This window comes from uncultured Brachyspira sp. (assembly GCF_944393015.1).
Taxonomy (GTDB): domain Bacteria; phylum Spirochaetota; class Brachyspiria; order Brachyspirales; family Brachyspiraceae; genus Brachyspira.
This window is the reverse complement of sequence record NZ_CALXYQ010000013.1, coordinates 1-20,616: the sequence shown is the minus strand read 5'-3', so window position 1 is coordinate 20,616 and position 20,616 is coordinate 1. Positions and strand designations below refer to the sequence as shown.

General features: G+C 28.1%; 20 protein-coding genes. 6 read left to right on the top strand and 14 right to left on the bottom strand.

The window, feature by feature from the left end:
- Positions 1–9: 9 nt before the first annotated feature.
- Positions 10–783 carry a hypothetical protein gene (locus Q0K19_RS06280; protein ID WP_297246412.1) on the bottom strand — a complete coding sequence of 258 codons (774 nt, stop codon included), beginning with the start codon at positions 781–783 and terminating at the stop codon, positions 10–12.
- Positions 784–917: 134 nt separating this feature from the next.
- The gene (locus Q0K19_RS06275; protein ID WP_014486883.1) at positions 918–2,411 is read right to left on the bottom strand and encodes a hypothetical protein; all 1,494 of its coding nucleotides are present in this window, start codon (positions 2,409–2,411) and stop codon (positions 918–920) included.
- A 153-nt stretch (positions 2,412–2,564) separates the two neighbouring features.
- Between Q0K19_RS06275 and Q0K19_RS06270 the strand changes: the two genes are divergently transcribed.
- A complete protein-coding gene (locus Q0K19_RS06270) occupies positions 2,565–3,059 on the top strand; it encodes a tRNA (cytidine(34)-2'-O)-methyltransferase (RefSeq protein ID WP_297246410.1) in 495 nt (164 codons plus the stop codon).
- Positions 3,060–3,443: 384 nt separating this feature from the next.
- Here Q0K19_RS06270 and Q0K19_RS06265 read toward each other — a convergent pair whose 3' ends face one another.
- From Q0K19_RS06265 to Q0K19_RS06255, 3 genes are all read right to left on the bottom strand, one after another.
- Positions 3,444–3,974, bottom strand: coding sequence for a Fe-S-containing hydro-lyase (locus Q0K19_RS06265; protein ID WP_297246408.1), 531 nt, complete (start codon positions 3,972–3,974; stop codon positions 3,444–3,446).
- Between the two features lie 51 nt (positions 3,975–4,025).
- A complete protein-coding gene (locus tag Q0K19_RS06260; RefSeq protein ID WP_297246406.1) occupies positions 4,026–4,868 on the bottom strand; it encodes a fumarate hydratase in 843 nt (280 codons plus the stop codon).
- 110 nt (positions 4,869–4,978) lie between these two features.
- On the bottom strand, positions 4,979–5,815 hold the full coding sequence (locus Q0K19_RS06255; RefSeq protein WP_297246404.1) for a flagellin: 837 nt from the start codon (positions 5,813–5,815) through the stop codon (positions 4,979–4,981).
- A gap of 301 nt (positions 5,816–6,116) precedes the next feature.
- On the opposite strand from Q0K19_RS06255, the gene Q0K19_RS06250 reads away from it, so the two are divergent.
- Both Q0K19_RS06250 and Q0K19_RS06245 read left to right on the top strand, forming a co-directional pair.
- Positions 6,117–7,106, top strand: a complete 990-nt coding sequence (locus Q0K19_RS06250) for a M28 family peptidase (protein WP_297246402.1) — start codon at positions 6,117–6,119, stop codon at positions 7,104–7,106.
- Between the two features lie 196 nt (positions 7,107–7,302).
- Entirely contained in the window at positions 7,303–8,010 is a 708-nt protein-coding gene (locus Q0K19_RS06245) for a zinc metallopeptidase (protein WP_297246400.1), read from the top strand.
- Between the two features lie 93 nt (positions 8,011–8,103).
- On the opposite strand, the gene Q0K19_RS06240 is transcribed toward Q0K19_RS06245, so the two are convergent.
- The 4 genes from Q0K19_RS06240 to Q0K19_RS06225 all read right to left on the bottom strand — a co-directional run bounded on the left by Q0K19_RS06240 (position 8,104) and on the right by Q0K19_RS06225 (position 12,382).
- Positions 8,104–9,243: a cell surface protein gene (locus Q0K19_RS06240; protein WP_297246398.1), complete on the bottom strand. Its 1,140-nt coding sequence runs from the start codon at positions 9,241–9,243 to the stop codon at positions 8,104–8,106.
- A gap of 157 nt (positions 9,244–9,400) precedes the next feature.
- Positions 9,401–9,496, bottom strand: a complete 96-nt coding sequence (locus Q0K19_RS06235) for a MetS family NSS transporter small subunit (RefSeq protein WP_020064978.1) — start codon at positions 9,494–9,496, stop codon at positions 9,401–9,403.
- Positions 9,497–9,521: 25 nt separating this feature from the next.
- Entirely contained in the window at positions 9,522–11,021 is a 1,500-nt protein-coding gene (locus Q0K19_RS06230; protein WP_297246396.1) for a sodium-dependent transporter, read from the bottom strand.
- Between the two features lie 233 nt (positions 11,022–11,254).
- Positions 11,255–12,382: a sugar diacid recognition domain-containing protein gene (locus tag Q0K19_RS06225; protein ID WP_297246394.1), complete on the bottom strand. Its 1,128-nt coding sequence runs from the start codon at positions 12,380–12,382 to the stop codon at positions 11,255–11,257.
- Positions 12,383–12,756: 374 nt separating this feature from the next.
- Here Q0K19_RS06225 and Q0K19_RS06220 point away from each other — a divergent pair, with 374 nt between their 5' ends.
- Positions 12,757–13,887: a glycerate kinase gene (locus tag Q0K19_RS06220; RefSeq protein WP_297246392.1), complete on the top strand. Its 1,131-nt coding sequence runs from the start codon at positions 12,757–12,759 to the stop codon at positions 13,885–13,887.
- Positions 13,888–13,923: 36 nt separating this feature from the next.
- Here Q0K19_RS06220 and Q0K19_RS06215 read toward each other — a convergent pair whose 3' ends face one another.
- Positions 13,924–14,379 carry a hypothetical protein gene (locus tag Q0K19_RS06215; protein WP_297246390.1) on the bottom strand — a complete coding sequence of 152 codons (456 nt, stop codon included), beginning with the start codon at positions 14,377–14,379 and terminating at the stop codon, positions 13,924–13,926.
- A 123-nt stretch (positions 14,380–14,502) separates the two neighbouring features.
- On the opposite strand from Q0K19_RS06215, the gene hisB reads away from it, so the two are divergent.
- Complete coding sequence (gene hisB, locus Q0K19_RS06210; RefSeq protein WP_297246388.1) at positions 14,503–15,105, top strand: imidazoleglycerol-phosphate dehydratase HisB; 603 nt, start codon at positions 14,503–14,505, stop codon at positions 15,103–15,105.
- A gap of 140 nt (positions 15,106–15,245) precedes the next feature.
- Positions 15,246–15,875 carry an imidazole glycerol phosphate synthase subunit HisH gene (gene hisH, locus Q0K19_RS06205; protein ID WP_297246386.1) on the top strand — a complete coding sequence of 210 codons (630 nt, stop codon included), beginning with the start codon at positions 15,246–15,248 and terminating at the stop codon, positions 15,873–15,875.
- A gap of 1 nt (position 15,876) precedes the next feature.
- Here hisH and Q0K19_RS06200 read toward each other — a convergent pair whose 3' ends face one another.
- The 4 genes from Q0K19_RS06200 to Q0K19_RS06185 form a co-directional block, all read right to left on the bottom strand.
- A complete protein-coding gene (locus tag Q0K19_RS06200) occupies positions 15,877–17,430 on the bottom strand; it encodes an FAD-dependent oxidoreductase (RefSeq protein WP_297246384.1) in 1,554 nt (517 codons plus the stop codon).
- Positions 17,431–17,609: 179 nt separating this feature from the next.
- Positions 17,610–19,007: a 2Fe-2S iron-sulfur cluster-binding protein gene (locus tag Q0K19_RS06195; RefSeq protein ID WP_297246382.1), complete on the bottom strand. Its 1,398-nt coding sequence runs from the start codon at positions 19,005–19,007 to the stop codon at positions 17,610–17,612.
- 30 nt (positions 19,008–19,037) lie between these two features.
- The gene (locus Q0K19_RS06190) at positions 19,038–20,201 is read right to left on the bottom strand and encodes an NADH-ubiquinone oxidoreductase-F iron-sulfur binding region domain-containing protein (RefSeq protein ID WP_297246380.1); all 1,164 of its coding nucleotides are present in this window, start codon (positions 20,199–20,201) and stop codon (positions 19,038–19,040) included.
- Positions 20,198–20,467, bottom strand: a complete 270-nt coding sequence (locus Q0K19_RS06185) for an NAD(P)H-dependent oxidoreductase subunit E (RefSeq protein WP_048595409.1) — start codon at positions 20,465–20,467, stop codon at positions 20,198–20,200. The genes Q0K19_RS06190 and Q0K19_RS06185 overlap by 4 nt, the downstream gene beginning before the upstream one ends.
- Positions 20,468–20,616: the final 149 nt, after the last annotated feature.

The window sequence follows — 20,616 nt, the reverse complement described above, 5'->3', positions numbered from 1 at the left end:
TATTAAATTTTAATTATTTGTTCTTGGTAATAAATTATCACCTTGCTGAGGTAAAGCTGCTGGGTTATTTGTACCTTGCGGTATAGCTGTAGCATTAGTATCTCCTATTTGAGGAGGGAGTATGCTTGCTTCACCTAATACAGCTGTATTTCTTTCTATTACTGCTTTATCTTTTAAATCCTGTATATCTCTTTCTACTAATTGCTGAGCATAAGCATTTTTGTATAATTGAGCAATATAAGGAGCTGTTTCTGTATTATATGCTGTGATTCCATACATTTGAGTTAATTGCTGTTTAGCTTGTTCAAAGAATGCTTGAGCCTGTTCTGGTGTAGGATCTGGTATATTTTTAGAAGCATCTGCCATGAGTTTTGTTACATAATATTGGAATTTTATATTTCTGATTGAAAGATTAATAAAATCTTTAGCTTCTTCTGTTTCAAAGAATTTTTCTTGTTCTGCTTTATTCAATAATAAAATAGAATTTATCAACTGATCTGCATATATTTGTTTAGTAGCGGCATCATTAGCGTACATAGCTATTTGTTCAGCTGTAGCACCTTGAAGTACTAAAGAAGCTTGTAAGTCTTTAGTAAAATTAGTTTGATTAATAGTAAAATCATCTACTTTTAATACCCATTCACCTTCTCCGCCTTTCAAATAAGCTAGAGAATCTGATGAAGTTTTTGATCCGCTTGTGCTTCCTCCTTGAGTTTGTGAGCAAGCTATTATAGAAAATGAAGATATTATCAATATTAATTTTTTCAGGTTTTTCAAACTCATAAATACTCCTTAAAATAAAAAACAATTTAATAATAGTATAGTGTATCATATATAAATATTTCTGCAAGTATAAAACATATAAAATTTACATATATAAACTTGACAAAAATAATTAATTCCTAAATAAAGAAATGTTATTTTTTTCCTGAATACATATTAATTACTAAATTAGGAAGTTCTTTTTCTAATATTCCATACCAAATAGATTTTCTTCTTTTTAATGTTTTACTGCTCATAGCAATATTCATCAATTTATTATATGTTTCATTAGCCTTCTGAACATTCTGGAATATTGGTATATGATTAGCAGGGAAAATCTCTGATATATTAGCTTCTATATCTTTCTTAATAACAACATCATATATAGGCAATACCTTTTCATATCCGGCACAAATACTTTCTGCATATTCTAAAACCATCTTATCAAAATCCGGAATAGTTTTTAGCAACTTAATAATCAAAGCAAAAGTATCTATGGCCTCTTTATAATTTTCTTTAACTACATAAGCTCCGTTTGCCTTATCGCATAAATCACATATAGTTGAATTTGTATAGCTTGATATATATTCATTTACATGCTCATCTATTTGGAAAGGAGGCATTGATTTAGCAACTTTTGATATCAAATCTAAAATTGCTGTAAACATTCTCTGCTTCCATAAATTACCCTTAACACTTTTAACTAGCTCTTCCATCTCTGTAAAGAAATGCTCTTTATATTTTTCATCAGGATTGAATATCGCTTCTACTATAGGTATTTCAGTACCTTTAAATGATATCATACCATTATCATAAAAAGATATTATATCCTTTTCAAATATTTCACTTTTAACTTTGCTGTTTTCCTTCAAAAAGTTAAATTGTAAATTTTTAGTTACTATTACTTTATTTTCCTTAGGTGCTAAAGTATTTGCTCTTGCCTGCATTCTCGCAGCATTGTTAATTAAAAATCCTGATAAATCCCCATCTTCCGTAATAATTAAAGAACTATTAGTATTACCTCCGGATATTCCGGCACTGATTTTAAACTCGGGCAAACCGCTCGTATCTACACTTGGGTATTCATTCAATAATCTTTTCTTACTTAATACTCCTATTATAGCAATGGTAGCACTCAAAGCATCTGTTGCTGTAGGGCATACCATAATTATTTCATCGCCTTGTTTTCTATGTGATATAACATTATAAAATCTTGTTACTTCGCTTACTTTATTTTGCATTAAATCATCTAAGGCATGCATTTTAGAAAGATTATTTTTATTTTCTTCGCAAAACTTTGTATAACCATGTATATCAAGCATTGCTATATAAATATCAGCTATTGAAAGGCTTAATTTTAAATCACCAGCAAAATTATATTTTTGATTCTCTGTAACGAATTGAGACCACAATTTCGGGTAGAGTTCTTTATCTAAATTATTAAAAAACCCCCAATTAATTTTTCGTATGAGATCGAATAAACCTTTTAATATTTTCTTATGGTCATGTACTTTTTCAAAATTAACATTTTTAGCATAAGTAAAAATTTCTGAAAATGTTTTTATTTCGCCTGATACTATTTTTTCACTTAAATGAGTATATAATTCATATTTGGAAGTGGATTGATTAAATTCTTCTATTTTGTTCACTTTCTTCCCTTACCTTAATTTGATCTAAATAGCCATGTTATTACTTTAACTTATAAACAAAAAAAATCAATAGATATTATAAAACATATTGAAAAAAATATAATCTATACTAGAATAAAATAAAAATAAATTTATAAAATTTAGTGTAAAATTATGCCTCAAAAAAAAATAAATGATGACTTTAATATAATTATAGCTTTATATCGCCCGGAAATACCTGCTAATACAGGAAATATTGGAAGATTATGTGTAGGACTTAATATACCTTTACATATAGTGTCAAAGCCTTCTTTTATAATTAGCTCTAAAGAAGTTAAACGTGCTGGACTTGATTATTGGGAGAATTTGCAATTAGTAAAACATGAAAATGAAAATACTTTTTTAGAATACTGCAATAATAACAATAAAAGAATAGTACCTATTACTAAATTTGGAAAGCATAGATACGATGAATTTCAATATTCTAATAATGATATACTTTTATTCGGCAGAGAATCAACTGGGCTTAGAGAATCATTATGGGAAAACGATTTAGAAAATTCTGTATATATACCTATGAGTGATAATATACGTTCAATAAATGTATCTAATACTGTAGCTATAGTTGCTTATGAAGCATACAGACATATTGTTTTAATTAATAATTAACTTATTTATTCTCAAATTATTAACTAATAAATAACGCACGGTTAGCGAAACTTTATATATAAATATTATTCTATTTATTAATTAATCAATATATAAAAAATTTATTCTGCGTGCGTTGATAATATTTTTAAATTCTAAATAATTTTTGGGTGGGTGCTATAATTACAGAATTAAATTATAAAAAATAAAAAAATTATTAACACTAAAATAAACAATAAGCATATAGGGTGGGATTACAAAATAAAACAAAAAACAAATTATTTTTTTGTTTTATTTACATACCCCGACCTATATATTTTTTAATCTATTTTAAAATTATAATTTTCATTAGCCTTATTACTAAACTATAAAATACAGCACCCGCCCAAGCTTTATTTAAATTTATTATGCAGTTAAGGCATTGTTTCCTTTAGAATCTATAGCTACAATCAAAGGCATATCTTCAACATAAAGCTCTCTTATAGCCTCAGTACCTAAATCTTCAAAAGCTATAATCTTAGCAGACTTAACACAATTAGACATATATGCAGCAGCCCCTCCAATAGCAGCAAAATAAACTCCGCCGTATTTTATTATGGCATCTATCACTTCTTTATTTCTCTTACCCTTCCCTATCATTGATAAAAGCCCAAGCTCTAAAAGTTTAGGAGAATAAGCATCCATTCTGTAACTAGTAGTAGGACCAATGCTTCCCATAATTTCATTAGGTTTTGCCGGAGAAGGACCAGCATAAAAAATTGTTTGATTTTCTATATTGAAAGGAAGTTTTTCATTGTTGTTTAACATATCAATTAATCTTTTATGAGCGGCATCTCTTGCAGTATAAATAGTACCTGTTAGAGCCACCATATCACCGGCATTCAAAACAGATAATTTTTCTTTTGTTAAAGGCGTATTTAATTTTTTTATTTCCATTTTCTGTCACTCCTAATTTTTTTATTGCTACTATAAATGATATACTATTTTTTATAGAATAATTTCTTTATGCCTTGTTACATGACATCCGGTACAAACACATACAGGAAGAGAAGTTATATGTGCCGCATACATGTTTATATGAACGGCTAAAGCAGTTGTTTTTCCTCCGAATCCTGATGGTCCTATATTCATTTTATTAATATTCTCAAGTAATTCTTCTTCTAATTTTTGTAAACGAATATCTTCACTTTTTGTGCCAACTTCTCTAAGCAAAGCCCTTTTTGCAATATCAGCACATTTCTCCATACTTCCGCCCAAACCTATTCCTATAATCATAGGAGGACAAGCATTAGAAGCGGCTGTTTTTATTGTTTCATATACAAACTCTTTTACACCTTCTATTCCAGCTGAAGGAGGAAGCATCTTTATCTTGCTCATATTTTCACTGCCGAAACCTTTAGGGGCAACTATGATTTTTACTTTATCACCATCTACAATATTATAATGTATTACTGCAGGAGTATTATCATTAGTATTTTTTCTGTCTATAGGATCATTTAATACTGACTTTCTTAAATAGCCTTTCGTATATCCTAAAGCAACACCTTTATTAATAGCATCTGTTAAATTACCGCCGGTAAAATGCACATCCATTCCTATATCCATATATATAATTGCCATACCTGTATCTTGACATATAGGCTTTAATTCTTTAGAAGCTATATCAGCATTTTCTATCAAAACATTAAGAATATTTTTTGCAATTTTGTTTTCTTCTTTTTTTTCGCTTTCAATCAGAGCTTTTTTAATATCATCATTTAAATAAATATTAGCATCTATACATAATTGAGCAACAGTTTCTGTTATAAGATTAACATCTATATCACGCATAAAAATCCTTTTATAAATAAAAAATTAAATTAGACAAAAAAATAAAAGCCCACTAATATTACTATTAATGGGCTTTATATCTACATTTGTAATAAGTCGCTTAAATCAAATTATCCAATAATTCTCATTATAGATTGATTTTTCATATTAGCGTTAGCTAACATAGCAGCACCTGTTTGTTGTAAGATTTGCTCACGAGTATAAGCAACCATAGCAGAAGCCATATCAGCATCACGTATAACACTTTCAGAAGCGATAGTGTTTTCAGTAGCGATCATTAAGCTTTTTACCATAGATTCCATTCTGTTTTGAACAGCACCTAATTCAGATCTTTGAGCTACTACCATTTGAATACCTTCATCGATTCTTCCTAAAGCTTGGTTAGCAGTTTCAACAGAAGAAATAGATATAGGAGTATCTCCTCCAACTTGTAAGTTAGCAGCAGTCATAGAACCTATGTTTACAGAAATTCTTTGATCCATGTTAGCACCGATGTGGAAAGTCATAGGAGTTTGACCATCAGCAGCAAAACGTCCAGTTAACATGTTCATTTTGTTGAATTCAGCTTGAGAAGCGATTCTGTCAACTTCAGCTACTAATTGATTAACTTCTACTTGGATTAAAGCTCTGTCGCTGTCAGAGTATATACCGTTAGCAGATTGAATAGCTAATTCTCTCATTCTTTGCATAATGTTAGTAGTTTCATTTAAATAACCTTCAGTTGTTTGAATGAAAGATATACCGCTTTGAGCGTTTCTAGTAGCTTGTTGTAAACCGCGGTACTGTGAACGCATTTTTTCAGATACTGCTAATCCAGAAGCATCGTCTCCAGCAGTGTTAATTCTCATACCACTAGAAAGCTGTGCTATTGTTTTAGTCATTGAATTTCCAGTTAAATTCAATTGTCTGTTTGCATTTAATGCAGAAATATTATTGTTGATAATCATAACTACCCTCCATGAATAGTGCTTAAAATATTTTGTAATTTTATTTTCTAAAGCTATCTATATTATGCATTTTATATCTGTTTAGTCATCCCCTACAAAACAGTAACATAATATTAACTTCACGTACACCATATTATAATATCTTTTAAAAAAAAGTAAAGACTAATTTTTTATAAAAAAATTCCGATAGAGGTTTTAACTGTATTCTTATACATTAAAACATGATATTTTATTGACTTTTTACCGCTATTAAATTAAAATTAACAAATATAATATAATAAATATATACGGTTATAAAAATATGAAATATATCACCACTCTTTTTATAGTAATGACAATAATGTTATATTCATGCAGCGATGCTAAAGCAAATACATCTAAAAAAGAAAACAATCAAAAAATAAATGAAAATTTTTATTTCAATGCTGATAATGCATATAATTATATAAAAAAGCAAACAGATTTAGGACCACGTAATTACGGCTCTGAAGCTCATAAAAAAGTAAGAGAATTCTTTAAACAAGAAATTTCTGATCTTGGATATGAAGTTCATAGTCATAATTTTGAAGCTCCTTACATAAAAGGAAGAAAAGGAGAAAATATATATGCATTTCTTAAAGGCAAAACTGATGATTATATAATTATTACTAGTCATTTCGATAGCCGCTCTGTTGCTGAAAAAGACCCTGTACAATTTAATAGAGATAAGCCTATAAGCGGTGCTAATGATGGAGCAAGCAGCAGCGGTGTTTTACTTGAACTTATGAAGGCTTTAAAAAATTATAATGATTTGCCTTATAGCGTATGCTTTGTACTATTCGATTTGGAAGATGATGGAAATCTATTCGATGTTGAAGGTGATTCTTTAATAGAAACAGATTGGATACAGGGAAGCATTGCTTTTGTGAATGAAATTATATTAAGAGATAAAATATTAGATAAACAAAAAATAAAATTCGGTATACTTCTTGATATGGTTGGAAGCAAGAATGCAAAATTCAGATATGAAAGTTTTGCTCATACATATTATTCTGCAATATACGATAAAGTTTGGAATTATGCCGATAATTTAGGATACAAAGAATATTTTATTGACGGACATTATGGTACTATAATAGATGATCATACTCCGTTTTTAACTGAGAGAATACCTTTCATTGATGTTATAGATATGGGATATCCATTTCATCATACATCACAGGATACTATAGATAAATTAGATAAAAAGACTTTAGAAGCAGTAGGAAAGACAATAGAATATACGATAAAGAACGCTGATAAAGTTTATTAATTTTCAGTCATAAACGAGCAGCTGATAACTTACGAATAAAAATAAAATTGTAAGCTATTATAAAATAATTATATAACATACAAAATTTAATTTTACATTAAAACTATTAACATTGTTATAAAAAAATGTTATAATTATTGCAATTAATTTATATATTTATAAATGAAAAATACTAAAAAATAGGAGGTTTTTTAATATGTTTGGATATTTTGAATATTATTTCGGATATATATGGATACTAATTCCAGGTATAATTCTCGGTTTCTGGGCTCAGATGAAAGTAAAATCTACTTATGCTAAATACAGCAGAATGGAAAATAAAAGAGGCATTACAGGTGCTCAAACAGCAAAATATATTCTAGAAGGATATGGAATAGATATACCTGTTGAAAGAATAGGCGGTACATTAACTGACCATTATGACCCTTCTGCAAGAGTATTAAGACTTTCTTATGGTGTATATGATGGTACAGATGTTGCTGCTTTGGGAGTTGCTGCTCATGAGGTAGGACATGCTATACAGCATGACAGAGGATATGCTCCTCTTTCTATAAGAAACGGTTTTTATCCTCTATGTGCTATAGGAGATCAATTTGGGCCTTATTTGGTATTAATAGGCATTATGATAGGAGGTGCCGGAAGTTTTTCATACTACATAATGATGGCTGGTATTATACTTTTTGCATTTGCTGTTTTCTTCTCTTTAGTTACTTTGCCTGTTGAATTTGACGCTTCAAACAGAGCTATAAAGATATTGGATAAAGGCGGATTCTTAGATAGTGAAGAACTTGACGGAGCTAAAAAAGTTTTATCTGCTGCTGCTTTAACTTATGTTGCCGCTGCTGTTACTGCTATACTTACATTATTAAGACTTTTAATGCTAGCACAAAGAAGAAGAGATTAAAATTTTTAAATTAAAAAATATAAATAAAATGAAAGAGGTATTTATTATTAAAAAATAAATACCTCTTTTTTTATTTTGTAATATAAAATAAAATTAAAATTCAGGCAAATACCAAGTTATCCCTGTAGTAGAAGCAAAACTAACAGGTATACCAGTAGAATCTGAATCACTATTATTAACATCCATTTCAAAATACCATTCTAAATCTTTTACCGGAGTTATATAAAGCTCTGCATAAGCACCCCAAGATAAATAATGATTAACTTTAAAATCATAATTAACTTTTCCATCTTGATCTTCATATTGCATTTTTCCTAAATATCTAGCCTTATAACCTAAAGAAGGCTCAACATAAAGTGATACTATATCACTATTAGCTGTTACTCCCAATACTGCCTGAACAGTTACATCATAAGGATTCTTATCCCATTTAACATTGATATTTGCTTGCGGGGAAACAGTAGTATTTGGATCATAACCTCCTATTTCTTCATACATACCATCTAATGCTCTTACCATAGTACTAAATCCATGCAAAGCTGTATTATATGCTACTTTAATAAAAGGATTGATAGTTACATTTCCAACAGCAGTATTCAAAAAATAGAATCTTGTTTCAAAACCAAATGATCTTGCTAAAACTTCTTGCATATCAAACTTATATCCTAATTGCCCATATTTTACATATAATCTTATTTCATTAAAAGCATCTATACCTGTATAATATCTTATTTGCGTATCAGTACTTATCCCTAAATAATTATCTCTATAGCTCCCAAGTTGATCAATACTTCCATTATGTACTAATATTTGCACAGGAATAGCTATCCTCAAATTATCATTTAAAGCATTAATCATAAGTACAGGAGTATGAGAACCAAAGTTATAACTAGTAGGCAAAAAGGATGGTGTAGTATAATTATAACCTAAACCTATACTAAAAGCCTCAGAAGTATATCCTATACCGCCGGAAATAGTTGCTCCAAAATAAGTACCAACATTATTATGCAACAAAATATCTCCTAATTTAGTTAATGAACTCTGAGTTCTAAAACCAAAAGTACCTTTAATAGTACTATTACCTAAAACAAATCCTAATTGATCCATTCTAGCTCTAAACTGATTGCCGTCTGTAAGAAAATCAATCCAATCATCCTGATCTCCATACATACCAAATATTGAAGAATATGACATACTCAGTAATGCCATCATAATTAGAAAAATCTTTTTCATTTTGCACACCTAAATTATATTAATATAATATAAAAAAATTAAACAAATGTAAATACATGTACATTATTTAATATTAATATAATATAAAACTAATAATATAAAAAGGCATAGACTTAAAAGTAAGCCTATGCCTTATATTTTTAATTCAAATTATAACTTACATCTTTCTTAAAGCTATTCCTAAAAAGAAAGCAAATCCTCCCCAAATAGCTAATAAGCTGAATCCCATAAATATAGCAGAATCTAATCCCATAATTAATTCCTCCTTTTATTTATTTTCATTTATGAGGTATATTAGGCTGTCTATCTTTAAACTTAGCAAATAATATTCCAACTATGAATGCTATAACAGGCATTGACCAACCTAAAGCGAATAATGCCCAAGTAGGATAACCGCCGTAAGGTGTTTTGAAATCATTTATTAATTTCAATGATAACATTACAGCTAAGAATACTGGAGTTAAGAATTTCAAACAGAAATCCCACCAGCTGCCTACTCTGAATTCACTCACTGTATTGATAGTTTCTTTGAATGATCCAAGTTTATATACCCAAGCAACTAATATAATCTCTATTAAACCGCTTACTACAATATTATAATTGTTTATAAATGCATCGACTATATCAAGTATAGAAAGTCCGCTTCCTGTAGCATATACCATAGATATAAGACCTTGTATAACTATGATAACAATACTTACTTTTTTTCTATTGAAATGGAATTTATCTATAAATGAAGATATAACAACTTCAGCAAGAGAAATAGCAGATGTTAATCCTGCAAATGAAAGTACCAAGAAGAATACTACACCAAATAATCCATTTAAACCAGGTAAAGAGTTAATAGCTTCAGGAAATACCATAAATGCTAAACCTATACCGCCGCTTCCAGCAACTTCAGCAACAGGCTTTCCTTGAGTATGAGCCATATAACCAATTATACTAAATACTGTTATACCAGCGAACAAACTGAAACTAGTATCAGCAAAACCTGTCATAAATGCATTGTTTGCAATATCTGAATCATCAGGCAAATAACTAGAATAAGTAATCATTATACCGAATGCTACAGACATACTGTAGAATACCTGACCATAAGCATCTATCCAAATTTTAGGATTAGTAAGTTTAGAAAAATCAGGTTTGAACATATAATCAAGACCTGCTAAAGCTCCAGGCAAAGTTACACCTCTAATAAGAATAATTACTACCAATATAGCTAATAAAGGCATGAATATTTTATTTGCTTTTTCTATACCATCTTTAACACCGCCAATAACAGAAACTAATATAATAATCCAAACAATAATTAATGGTATAGCAACTCCAATATTAAAATTACTAAGTGAAAAACCATCTTGAAGTTTTAAATACTCTTTAGTAAAGAAGCCGGCTGTATCAGCTCCCCATTTTAAACCTTGAATAGAAAAGAGTCCGTAAGATAATGACCAAGCAATAATGACTGAATAATAAATAACTATTGCAAAACATGTAAATACTTGTAACCAACCTAACCATTCCCAAGAAGGGTTCAATGCTTTTAAAGCACCAGGTGCACTTTTATGAGTCTTATGTCCTATAGAAAACTCTAGTATCATTATAGGTATGCCAGCAGTAAGCATAGCCAAAAGGAAAACTATCATAAAAGCACCGCCACCATTAGATGCAACCATATATGGGAAACGCCATATATTACCTAAACCAACAGCTGAACCTATAGCAGCAAGTATGAATCCTGCTCTAGTCCCCCATTGTCCTCTGTGATGATGATGACTCATCTTTCCTCTCCTTATTTTTATTTTTTCATTATCAATTTTTTATAATATATGTAAAACCATAAAATATCAATACTTTTTATAGAAATTTTTGATTTATTTTTTCACATAAAATTTATATTAAAATTATTAAATTATTTTTTGCATAATACTATATCATTAATAATATAACGTTTATATATACTTAAAATTGTAATGAATATCACAATATATTTATAAGACTTACAATTAAACAACTATTTTTCTAATAATGATGCTATAATATAAAATTTTATTCTGTCTGTATGATTTTTAATAGGATCAAGCCCTAATATTTCTTTAATTTTTTTCATTCTATGCAAAATAGTATTTCTATGAAGGGACAGTTCTTCACAAGTTTTATTAATATTCAAATCATACTTACATATAGTTATTATAGTTTCTTTGAAAGTTGAATTTTGATTAATAATCTTTAATGTATTTTTAAGAATCATAGAGGAACTAAAATAACCTTCGTTTAAAACAATATATTCTAATATGTAATCTTCTATAAAGTAAATATCATTATTCGTATACTTAATATAATTAAAAAGAAAATTAGCCTGTTCAAAACTATTAGGTATATTCTCCAAACTATTGACTATACATCCGCACATAACGGAAAATTTTATTTTTATTTCTTTTTTAAGATATTTAAAAAATGATGATACTGTTTTATTTTTATCATTATCATTCAAACTTTTTATGATGATAAACTGCCCATTTCCAATATGAGAAATTATATCTTGATTACTAAAGTATTTTATTAATTTTATTTTATTTAATATGCATTCAGATATTTTTTTAATATCATAATCATTATTTTTTTCTATTTTTATTAAACATACCATTCTATTAATATTAAATGAATAACCATTATTTTCAGCCCATATATTGATAGATGATAAATACTTGTAATTTTCTTTAGATATAATTTTATATATATAATTATTTAATGTTGTTTGCTTTAATGTTTTTTTATCAATATCAATCTCTCTTTCGATTAATATTTCAGTAGTCATTTTTATAACGTTCGCTATCAATTTTATTTCTTTAGGATCTCCTGTAACTCCTACTACACCTATAAGTTCATTATTAAATATAAGAGGCATATTAATACCTGGTCTGCTGCTTTCTTTATCATTATCTATAAAGTTAAAATAATTCATATTTTTAGAATTTTTTAATACTTCCAAAGCTCCCAAATTTATTTTTCCTATTCTGCCCTTATCTCCGCTTGCAATAATCTCCCCATATTCATTCATAATATTAATATTAATTTCATAATCTATAACTTTCATTATCTTATCTAATAATCTTTGAGCCATTTCATTATCAATATACATAAGCACCTTAAAAATAATTAATTTTTTTATATAAAATATATTATCTTTATAATAATAAAAAACAAGAAGATATTTACACTTTAAAATACAATATGCCTAGCAGGATTAAATACTAGGCATATAATATGGTATTGGAACAAATTTATTATAAAAATAATTACGATTGATATCACTAAAAAATAATGTATTACATACTAAAAAACTATATAAAATCCTTACATAATTTAATTATATTTGTTTTAGTATTTTAATTATATCAAAATTATATATATATTTCTTTGTATCATAAATACAATTTTTGAAATATTTATTGTATATATTAAACAATAGGTAAATGTTAAAAAATACATAGAGGAATTTAAAAGGAATATAATATGAAAAAAATCATAATAATACCGGACTCTTTCAAAGGCAGTGCAAGCAGTTTAGAGGTTTGCAATTATATAGAAAGAGGAGTATTAAAAGTAATAAAAGATGCTGATATAATAAAAATTCCTGTTGCTGACGGAGGAGAAGGAACTGTAGAATCTATACTTTATGCAGCAGGCGGAAATATAAAAAAAATAAATGTAAAAAATCCTGAAGGCAAACTAATAGAAGCTAAATACGGAATCATTAATAAAGAAAAAGCTGTTATAGAAATGGCAGAAGCATCTGGACTTACTTTGATCGATGATAAAACAAGAAATCCTTTAAAATATTCTACTTACGGAACTGGAGAATTAATAAAAGATGCTGTCAATAATAATATAAAAGAAATTTTAATAGGAATAGGCGGAAGTGCAACAAATGACTGCGGCATAGGTATGGCTAATGCTTTAGGATATAAATTTCTCGATAAAGATAATAATGAGCTTGAAGCCATTGCTGAAAACATGATGCATGTTGATGATATAGATGATAGTAATGTTGATAAAAGAATATTCGATATAAAAATAACTGCCGCATGTGATGTAAAAAATCCGCTTTATGGAAAGAATGGTGCTACTGCAGTATACGGAAAACAGAAAGGTGTTACAGAAGAAACTTTTGATATACTTGATGAAGGACTTAAAAATATAGCAAAAATCATAAAAGAAAAATTTGGTAAAGAAATAGACTATATGGAAGGTGCCGGTGCTGCCGGAGGATTAGGAGGCGGACTTGTTGCTTTTTGTAATGCTCAGTTAAAAAGCGGAATAGATGCTGTGCTTGATATAATAGATTTTGAATCAAAAATAAAAGATGCCTCTCTTATAATAACCGGAGAGGGAGCTATTGACGGACAAACTAAAGAAGGAAAAGTGCCTGTTGGTGTTGCAAAAAGAGCCGGCAATATACCTGTAATTGCTATAGTTGGTGAAATTAGAGAAGGAGCTGAAATAGTATATGATTTGGGTATTAAGTCCATAATGCCTATATGCACAAAAGCTATGAGTCTTGAAGAATCTATTTCTAATGCTGCAGCTTTGGTAGAAAATGCTTCTGAAAGAGCATTAAGATTTATAAATATAGATTTAAAATAAAAAATATAATTTAAATAAATTAATTTTTTTAATTATTTATGATTGATGTAAGTTATCTGAAATTCCATAAATATTAAAATATCTCACTTCTATATTTTCTATATCATCATCTATTTCTTTTAATGAAAATTTTAAATTTAGTCCCATTAAATATGTATTATCTAAAGCGATATATCTTTCATTCTTATTATCATCTTTAGGCATATAATCATATATTTTCATGTTAACATCTATATGAACATCACAGATTATATATCCTTCCTCAAATACTTCTGTAGTAATGAGCATATAATTATTTATATAATCATATTCGCTATAGGCATTATCAGAATATTTTTTCAATATTGATAAATCTAAATAATTTTCCACGCCTTCTTTTATTTTCTTCTCAATATTAGAATCTTTATAAATTTTATCTCTTACATCTTCTTTTGTAATTCTAGGTTTATAATCATTAAAACTGTTAAGACTCTCTGAATCAAGCATTATCATTTCTCCTGAACATTTATTAAAAATACTTTTATCAATTAAAATATATTATTGCAATTATATATTAAAAATGATATATATATCAAATATTAAGAATTATAATTTTTATAAACGGAGAATAATAAAATGAGAGTTTCTGAAATAGAAAGAAATACTAATGAAACAAAGATAAAAATTAAATTAAATATAGACGGAACAGGAAAATACAAAAACAATACTAAAGTAGGATTTTTGGATCATATGCTTGATTTGTTTGCACGCCATGGGAGATTCGATTTAGAAACTATATGCGATGGGGATATTCATATTGATTATCATCATTCTGTAGAGGATGTTGGTATTGTATTAGGTAAATGTTTCGCTGAGGCTTTAGGGGATTTGAAAGGTATTAAAAGATATGGTAATTTTAGTATGCCTATGTGCGAGGCCCTTACTATGGCTGCTGTTGATATATGCGGAAGAAGTCATTTAGTTTTTAACAGCGATTTAAAACATGAAAAAGTTGGTGGCTTCGATACTGAACTTGTTAAAGAGTTTTTCATTGCATTCACTAATTCTATGAATATTACTTTACATATAAATACTTTATATGGAGAGAATACTCATCATATAATAGAATCTATTTTTAAAGGTGTTGCTAGAGCTTTAGCACAGGCTTGTGAAATAGACGAAAAATATAAAAATGAAGTATTATCTACAAAGGGAATGCTTGAAAATAATAAAAATTAAAAAATTTGATTTTTTGTTTTTTTATAAAAGGCATATAATTAATATTTTTTAATTTATTCTGCCCGCCCACCCGCCCCTATACTTTGACTTTTATGTTTTATTTTAGTATAATAACTTTAATAAATTAATAGGATTTTTTTATGACAGCTATAATAGATTATGAAGTAGGAAATTTATTCTCCCTTATGTCATCATTAAAGTATGTAGGAATAGATGCTAAACTTACAGATGATGAAAAAACTATAAAAGAATCTGACGCTTTGATACTGCCGGGAGTAGGAGCTTTCAGAGATGCTTTAGCAAAACTTGAAAGAAGAAAAGACGGAACATTAAAAAATACTATTATAGAAGAAGCTAAAAAAGGAAAATTAATTTTGGGTATATGCTTGGGTATGCAAATGCTTTTTGATAAGAGTTATGAATACGGAGAGTATAATGGACTTGGACTTATAAAAGGAAATATATGCCCTATAGAAAAAGATTTAAAAAATAAAGATTTGAAAGTACCTCATATGGGCTGGAATAATCTCAATATAAAAAAAGAAGATAAACTATTTAAATATATTAATAATATGGAATATGTTTATTTTGTACATTCATACTATGGCAAGGATTGTGATGAAAGCATAATAGCCGACAGTGAATATGATGTTCAAATACCGGCCATAGTAAAAAATGATAATGTATACGGAATACAGTTTCACCCTGAAAAAAGCGGAAATACAGGACTTAATATATTAAGAGGCTTCAAAGATTTAGTACAAGGATAAATTAGAACAAACCTACTCTTGTTCTTTTAATCTCTGTTCTGTATCTTTTTATTTCCCATTCAGTTCTTCTTTTGTCCCATTTAAGTATATTAGCCATTTCCTCTGCTATATGCTCTGATATTAAAGTACCGCAGTCATTCTCTGTTAATATAAATCTTAGTCTTCTTATCATTATATCATCTAAATGCATAGCATGTTCAACTTCTACAAAATATTTTATGAGTCCTCTGTTGATTCTATAATCAAGCCCTACTTCTACTAAAAGAGATGAATCATTTTTGCAAAGCTCATTTAATTTTAAAATCAAATTAACAGAACCGAAATAATCTATAAGGAATTTAACTAAATCTTCATTTAAAACCAATTCAACATTTTTCTCAAATTTATTATTAACAACCTTCTGATTACTGAACCATTTATAAGGCTTGCCGTACATTTTTACTAATGTCTTCATAGTAACAGCAGAAGAAGTTGTAAAGTTTCCGCCTTCAACTAAGAATAGTCTGTATTGAGGATGAGAATGTATTTTAACCTGTGAAGGATTAAGAGGCATCATTCCAGACTGAGTAGTTATTATATGGTTTTTATTAACAATAGAGCTGAAATAAGTATTATATATATCAAGCAAGTATTCAGCTTCATCGCTTGTAGTGTATATACAATCTAAATCATGAATATTTTTTTTAATTGTAGGCCCTATGATAGTATTATTCTTCCAACGCATTAAAAATACATTAGGTCTTGATTTTATCTTAGGAAGAATAACAGATTTATTTATATGAATCAAATCGCTGTCTATAATCAAATGACTTCCCTTAACATAAACAAGTCTGTCTTCAAAATTTCCATTAGGAAGAAGAGAACTTATACTATGTCCCCAAGCTCCTGCAGCTATTAATATAGTTTTAGCATTTGCTGTATATACTCTTCCTGTTATATGATCCGTAAAAACTACATTTTCTATTTCTTTCTGATTATATTCAAAAGCCTTAACTTCACAGTAGTTTAATATATCCGCTCCGAACTCTTCAGCTTTCAAAAGAAGTTCTATAACATATCTGGAATCATCTAATAAGCCTTCATAATATTCTACAGATGCTATAACATCATTATTTATCAAATCAGGCAAGGCATCTAATGTTTCATTTCTGCTAAGTGATTTATGTCTTTTAGTTTTTCCAAACAGGGAAAACATATCATATAGCATCATTTTTATTTCTTCTCTTAAAAGCCCTGTACTGCTATGTTCATATATAGGATTGATAATGCCAAAATGTTCAGATGAAGCCTTATACATAAGGTTATTTCTTTCTCTTACTCTATGAATTGTATACATTAAATTTTTACTATTCATATCATTAAATCCGCCTGAAAGCATTTTAGAAGTTCTGGAAGAAGAACCGAAAGCAAAATCATGCTTATCAAGCAAAAGTACGGAAAGTCCTACTCTGGAAGCCTTTAATGCTATAGTAGCACCAATAACCCCGCCGCCTATAATAATAATATCATATTTTTTATTACTATTTTGGAGTATTTCAGCTCTTGTTTTTGGCATAAATAAACTCTCCTTTTATTGCTATCGATAAACTCGCTATACATTAGCTGACAACTTCCTTCGTCAGTTATCAGCTGCTCGTTTATCGTTTTTTATTGTTTATAAATAAACTCGCTTTGTATTAGCAATAATAAAAAAATAATATATAAGCCTCATATATTCTAGTATATACAAAATCATTATAAATACAAATATTTTAACAATTCTCTCAAACTCATACGATTTTTACTACTTTTCAAAAAAGCCTGCATCTCTTTAACCTTGCCATGATTATCTATATAATGCCCCTCAAACTCACCAAGATATGATATAGGAAAACTTAAATAAGCATTATAAGCCAAAACAGAAAAATTCGGACTAAATACTATATAATTACCCTTATTTTTCTTGGCAAAATCAATCATATTATCATTATCATCTAATGAGTCGCCTACTATAATAAATTTTTTAAATTTTTCATTATATATATAATTATCGTCAAATATAGAATGCTTTATATCCTGCTTTAAATCTCTTATAGAAAAATCATTAATATTTGTATAATTATCTCTGATATTTTTTGAATTAGTAGCCATTCTATTTTTTTTGAATATTAAATTTTGTATTCCCAAAGAATCAATAAATTCATTGAAAGCCTCAATATCTTCAATAGGATACATACTAGAGTTTAAAGCCAAAGTAGATTCTGCCTCAATATCATTAATAAATTTATGATACAATTCTTTAGCCTCATCAAACTCATACTGCATTCCACTATAAAAAGGCTTTTCTAATGTATTATTTGAATAATAATCCAGCTTTCTTCCATAATCGCATATTCCGTATTTTTTGCCCTTTGGAGATGATATATCTTTTATACTATAATCAATATAACTGTATTTAGCATCGCATAAATGATTGCATCCTATACAAAAACTGTCTATGCTTCTTACTGTACTTATATCATCATTGATTTTATTATCTATATCCCTTTGAACTTCAAATACATGAGTAGGACATAAATCTGTTATCATAGAATTATATCCGTCTACAACTTTATAATCTTCGCATATACCGCAATTAATACATCTGTCAAAATTGACATTTATAAAGTTAGGAAGATTCATTTTTTCTACTATATTCTTTAATTCTATTAAGTTAATATCATTTTCATCGAATGCATTTGGAGATGCCTCTATTGAAACATTATAAATATCTAAATATTTTTTTAATCTGCATATATAATCAGCCTTACAGCTTTCGCATATAGGCTCATGCATATAAAGCATGGCCTTTAATAAAGAAGTTCTATATCTTATAATATCATCATCATGTTCATTTAAAACACTCATTCCATTTTCTACTATTTCATTGCATGCATATTTATAAGAATAATCATTTTCATTTTTTTTCTTTACTTTAACCAAGCATAATTTGCATCTTAGAATATTATTTTTTTCTTCAAAAGTATTTGTACTATTTATTTTATATGAGCATAAATGAGGTATATCTATATTGATGTAGGACAGTGCCTGAAGTATAGTATATCCTTTCTGAGATGATACCGTCTTTCCATCAACATTAAATTTTACTATCATTAAATAAAACCTCTAATATAAAAAAGATTTTTAACTTTTTAAAAAACTATATAATGTTATCTTATTCTCTATCAAATACACAAACTCATCTCTAAACATTTCCATAGCAGATAATATACAGTTAGCAAGACTTCTTATATACAAACATGAAGCCCCTATTTTAATCATTTCAACAGCTTCTTTCAAATTAGAATAATCATCAAAATTTGAATTTCCTAAAAGCATTCTATTGATATAATATTCGCATAAATCGAATCCATTATGACAAGGAGAACATTTTCCGCATGATATGCTCTTACCAAACTGAATTATTTTTACTACAACCCTTATTATACATCTATCCTCTTGTATGAAACATATACCGCCATTTCCCATCTTCATATTAAGACTGTCAAAACATTCATAATCTAAAGTCATTTTCTGGAAAGTTTCAAAATCAATAGGAGGGTTCAAAAAACCATTAGTAAATACGCATTTTATAGTATATTCTTTTACCGTTCCGCCGGCAGCTTTGACAATATTTCTTAATGGAGTATACATTTCAAATTCATATAGATTAGGACTAATAATATCCCCTGTAATAGAAAGTATATTACTTCCTTTATACTCTCCATTTCCATAATCTTTGAAAGTAAATCCTCCGATATGAGCCAAATATGCAATTTGTGATATAGTTTCCAAATCGAATATGTATTTTTTATTTTCTAAAAAAGAAGGTGTGATTCTGATATTATATTTATTATAGTAGCCATATTCATCGTATATGTTTATTTCTATATCACCGACAAAATTGGCATCTTCCGCTTCAACTATTGCTTTTAATAAAATATCTCTTTCTTCTAAATAATAATCTTTTAATATTATATCTATTCTTTTAATATTTAAGATTTTGGCTATAAAAACAGAGCCGTCTAATATAAGATGCGGATTATTTTTTAATAGAAATTTATCTTTGAAAACCAAATAATCAAATGAAGCGGCATTGACTAGAATATAATCTTCTTTAATATTTCCGTCAGTTAATAATTGATATATAGAAGTTTGAGTAATATCTCTTTTTAATAAAGGATATTCTTTTAAATCTTCAAAAAAAGAATTACCTATATTTTGAACTGCTAAATATTCCCCGAAATGATCTCTGTATGACTGAATATTTTCTATATTATTTTCACTATGCAGTACAAATTTCTTCATCTTTTTCTTACATGTATAGCTTCTATATACTTAATAATACTTTTAAAAGACGATTTTGTACATTCCATACCATTAATAAGGATAGGTACGGCATTATGGCAATCATGCATACACTCCATCTCTTTAAGGAGCATACCATCAGATGACGGCACTCCTATTTCTAAATCATAATGGGAACGAATAGCTTCTAAAAGACCATAAGCCCCTTTCATAGAGCAATGAAGTCCTACGCATACCTCTATGACAGTTTTTACATTGCTTGCCATATTATTTTCCCATTAAAAATATAAATTCCAAGAGATGAAAACATTAATAATGTTATATTATATTACTTTTTCTTATGCCTATTTTTGCGTAAACGTTTTTTGCGTTTATGCGTAGCCATCTTTTGACGAAGTCTTTTTCTTCCTGAAGG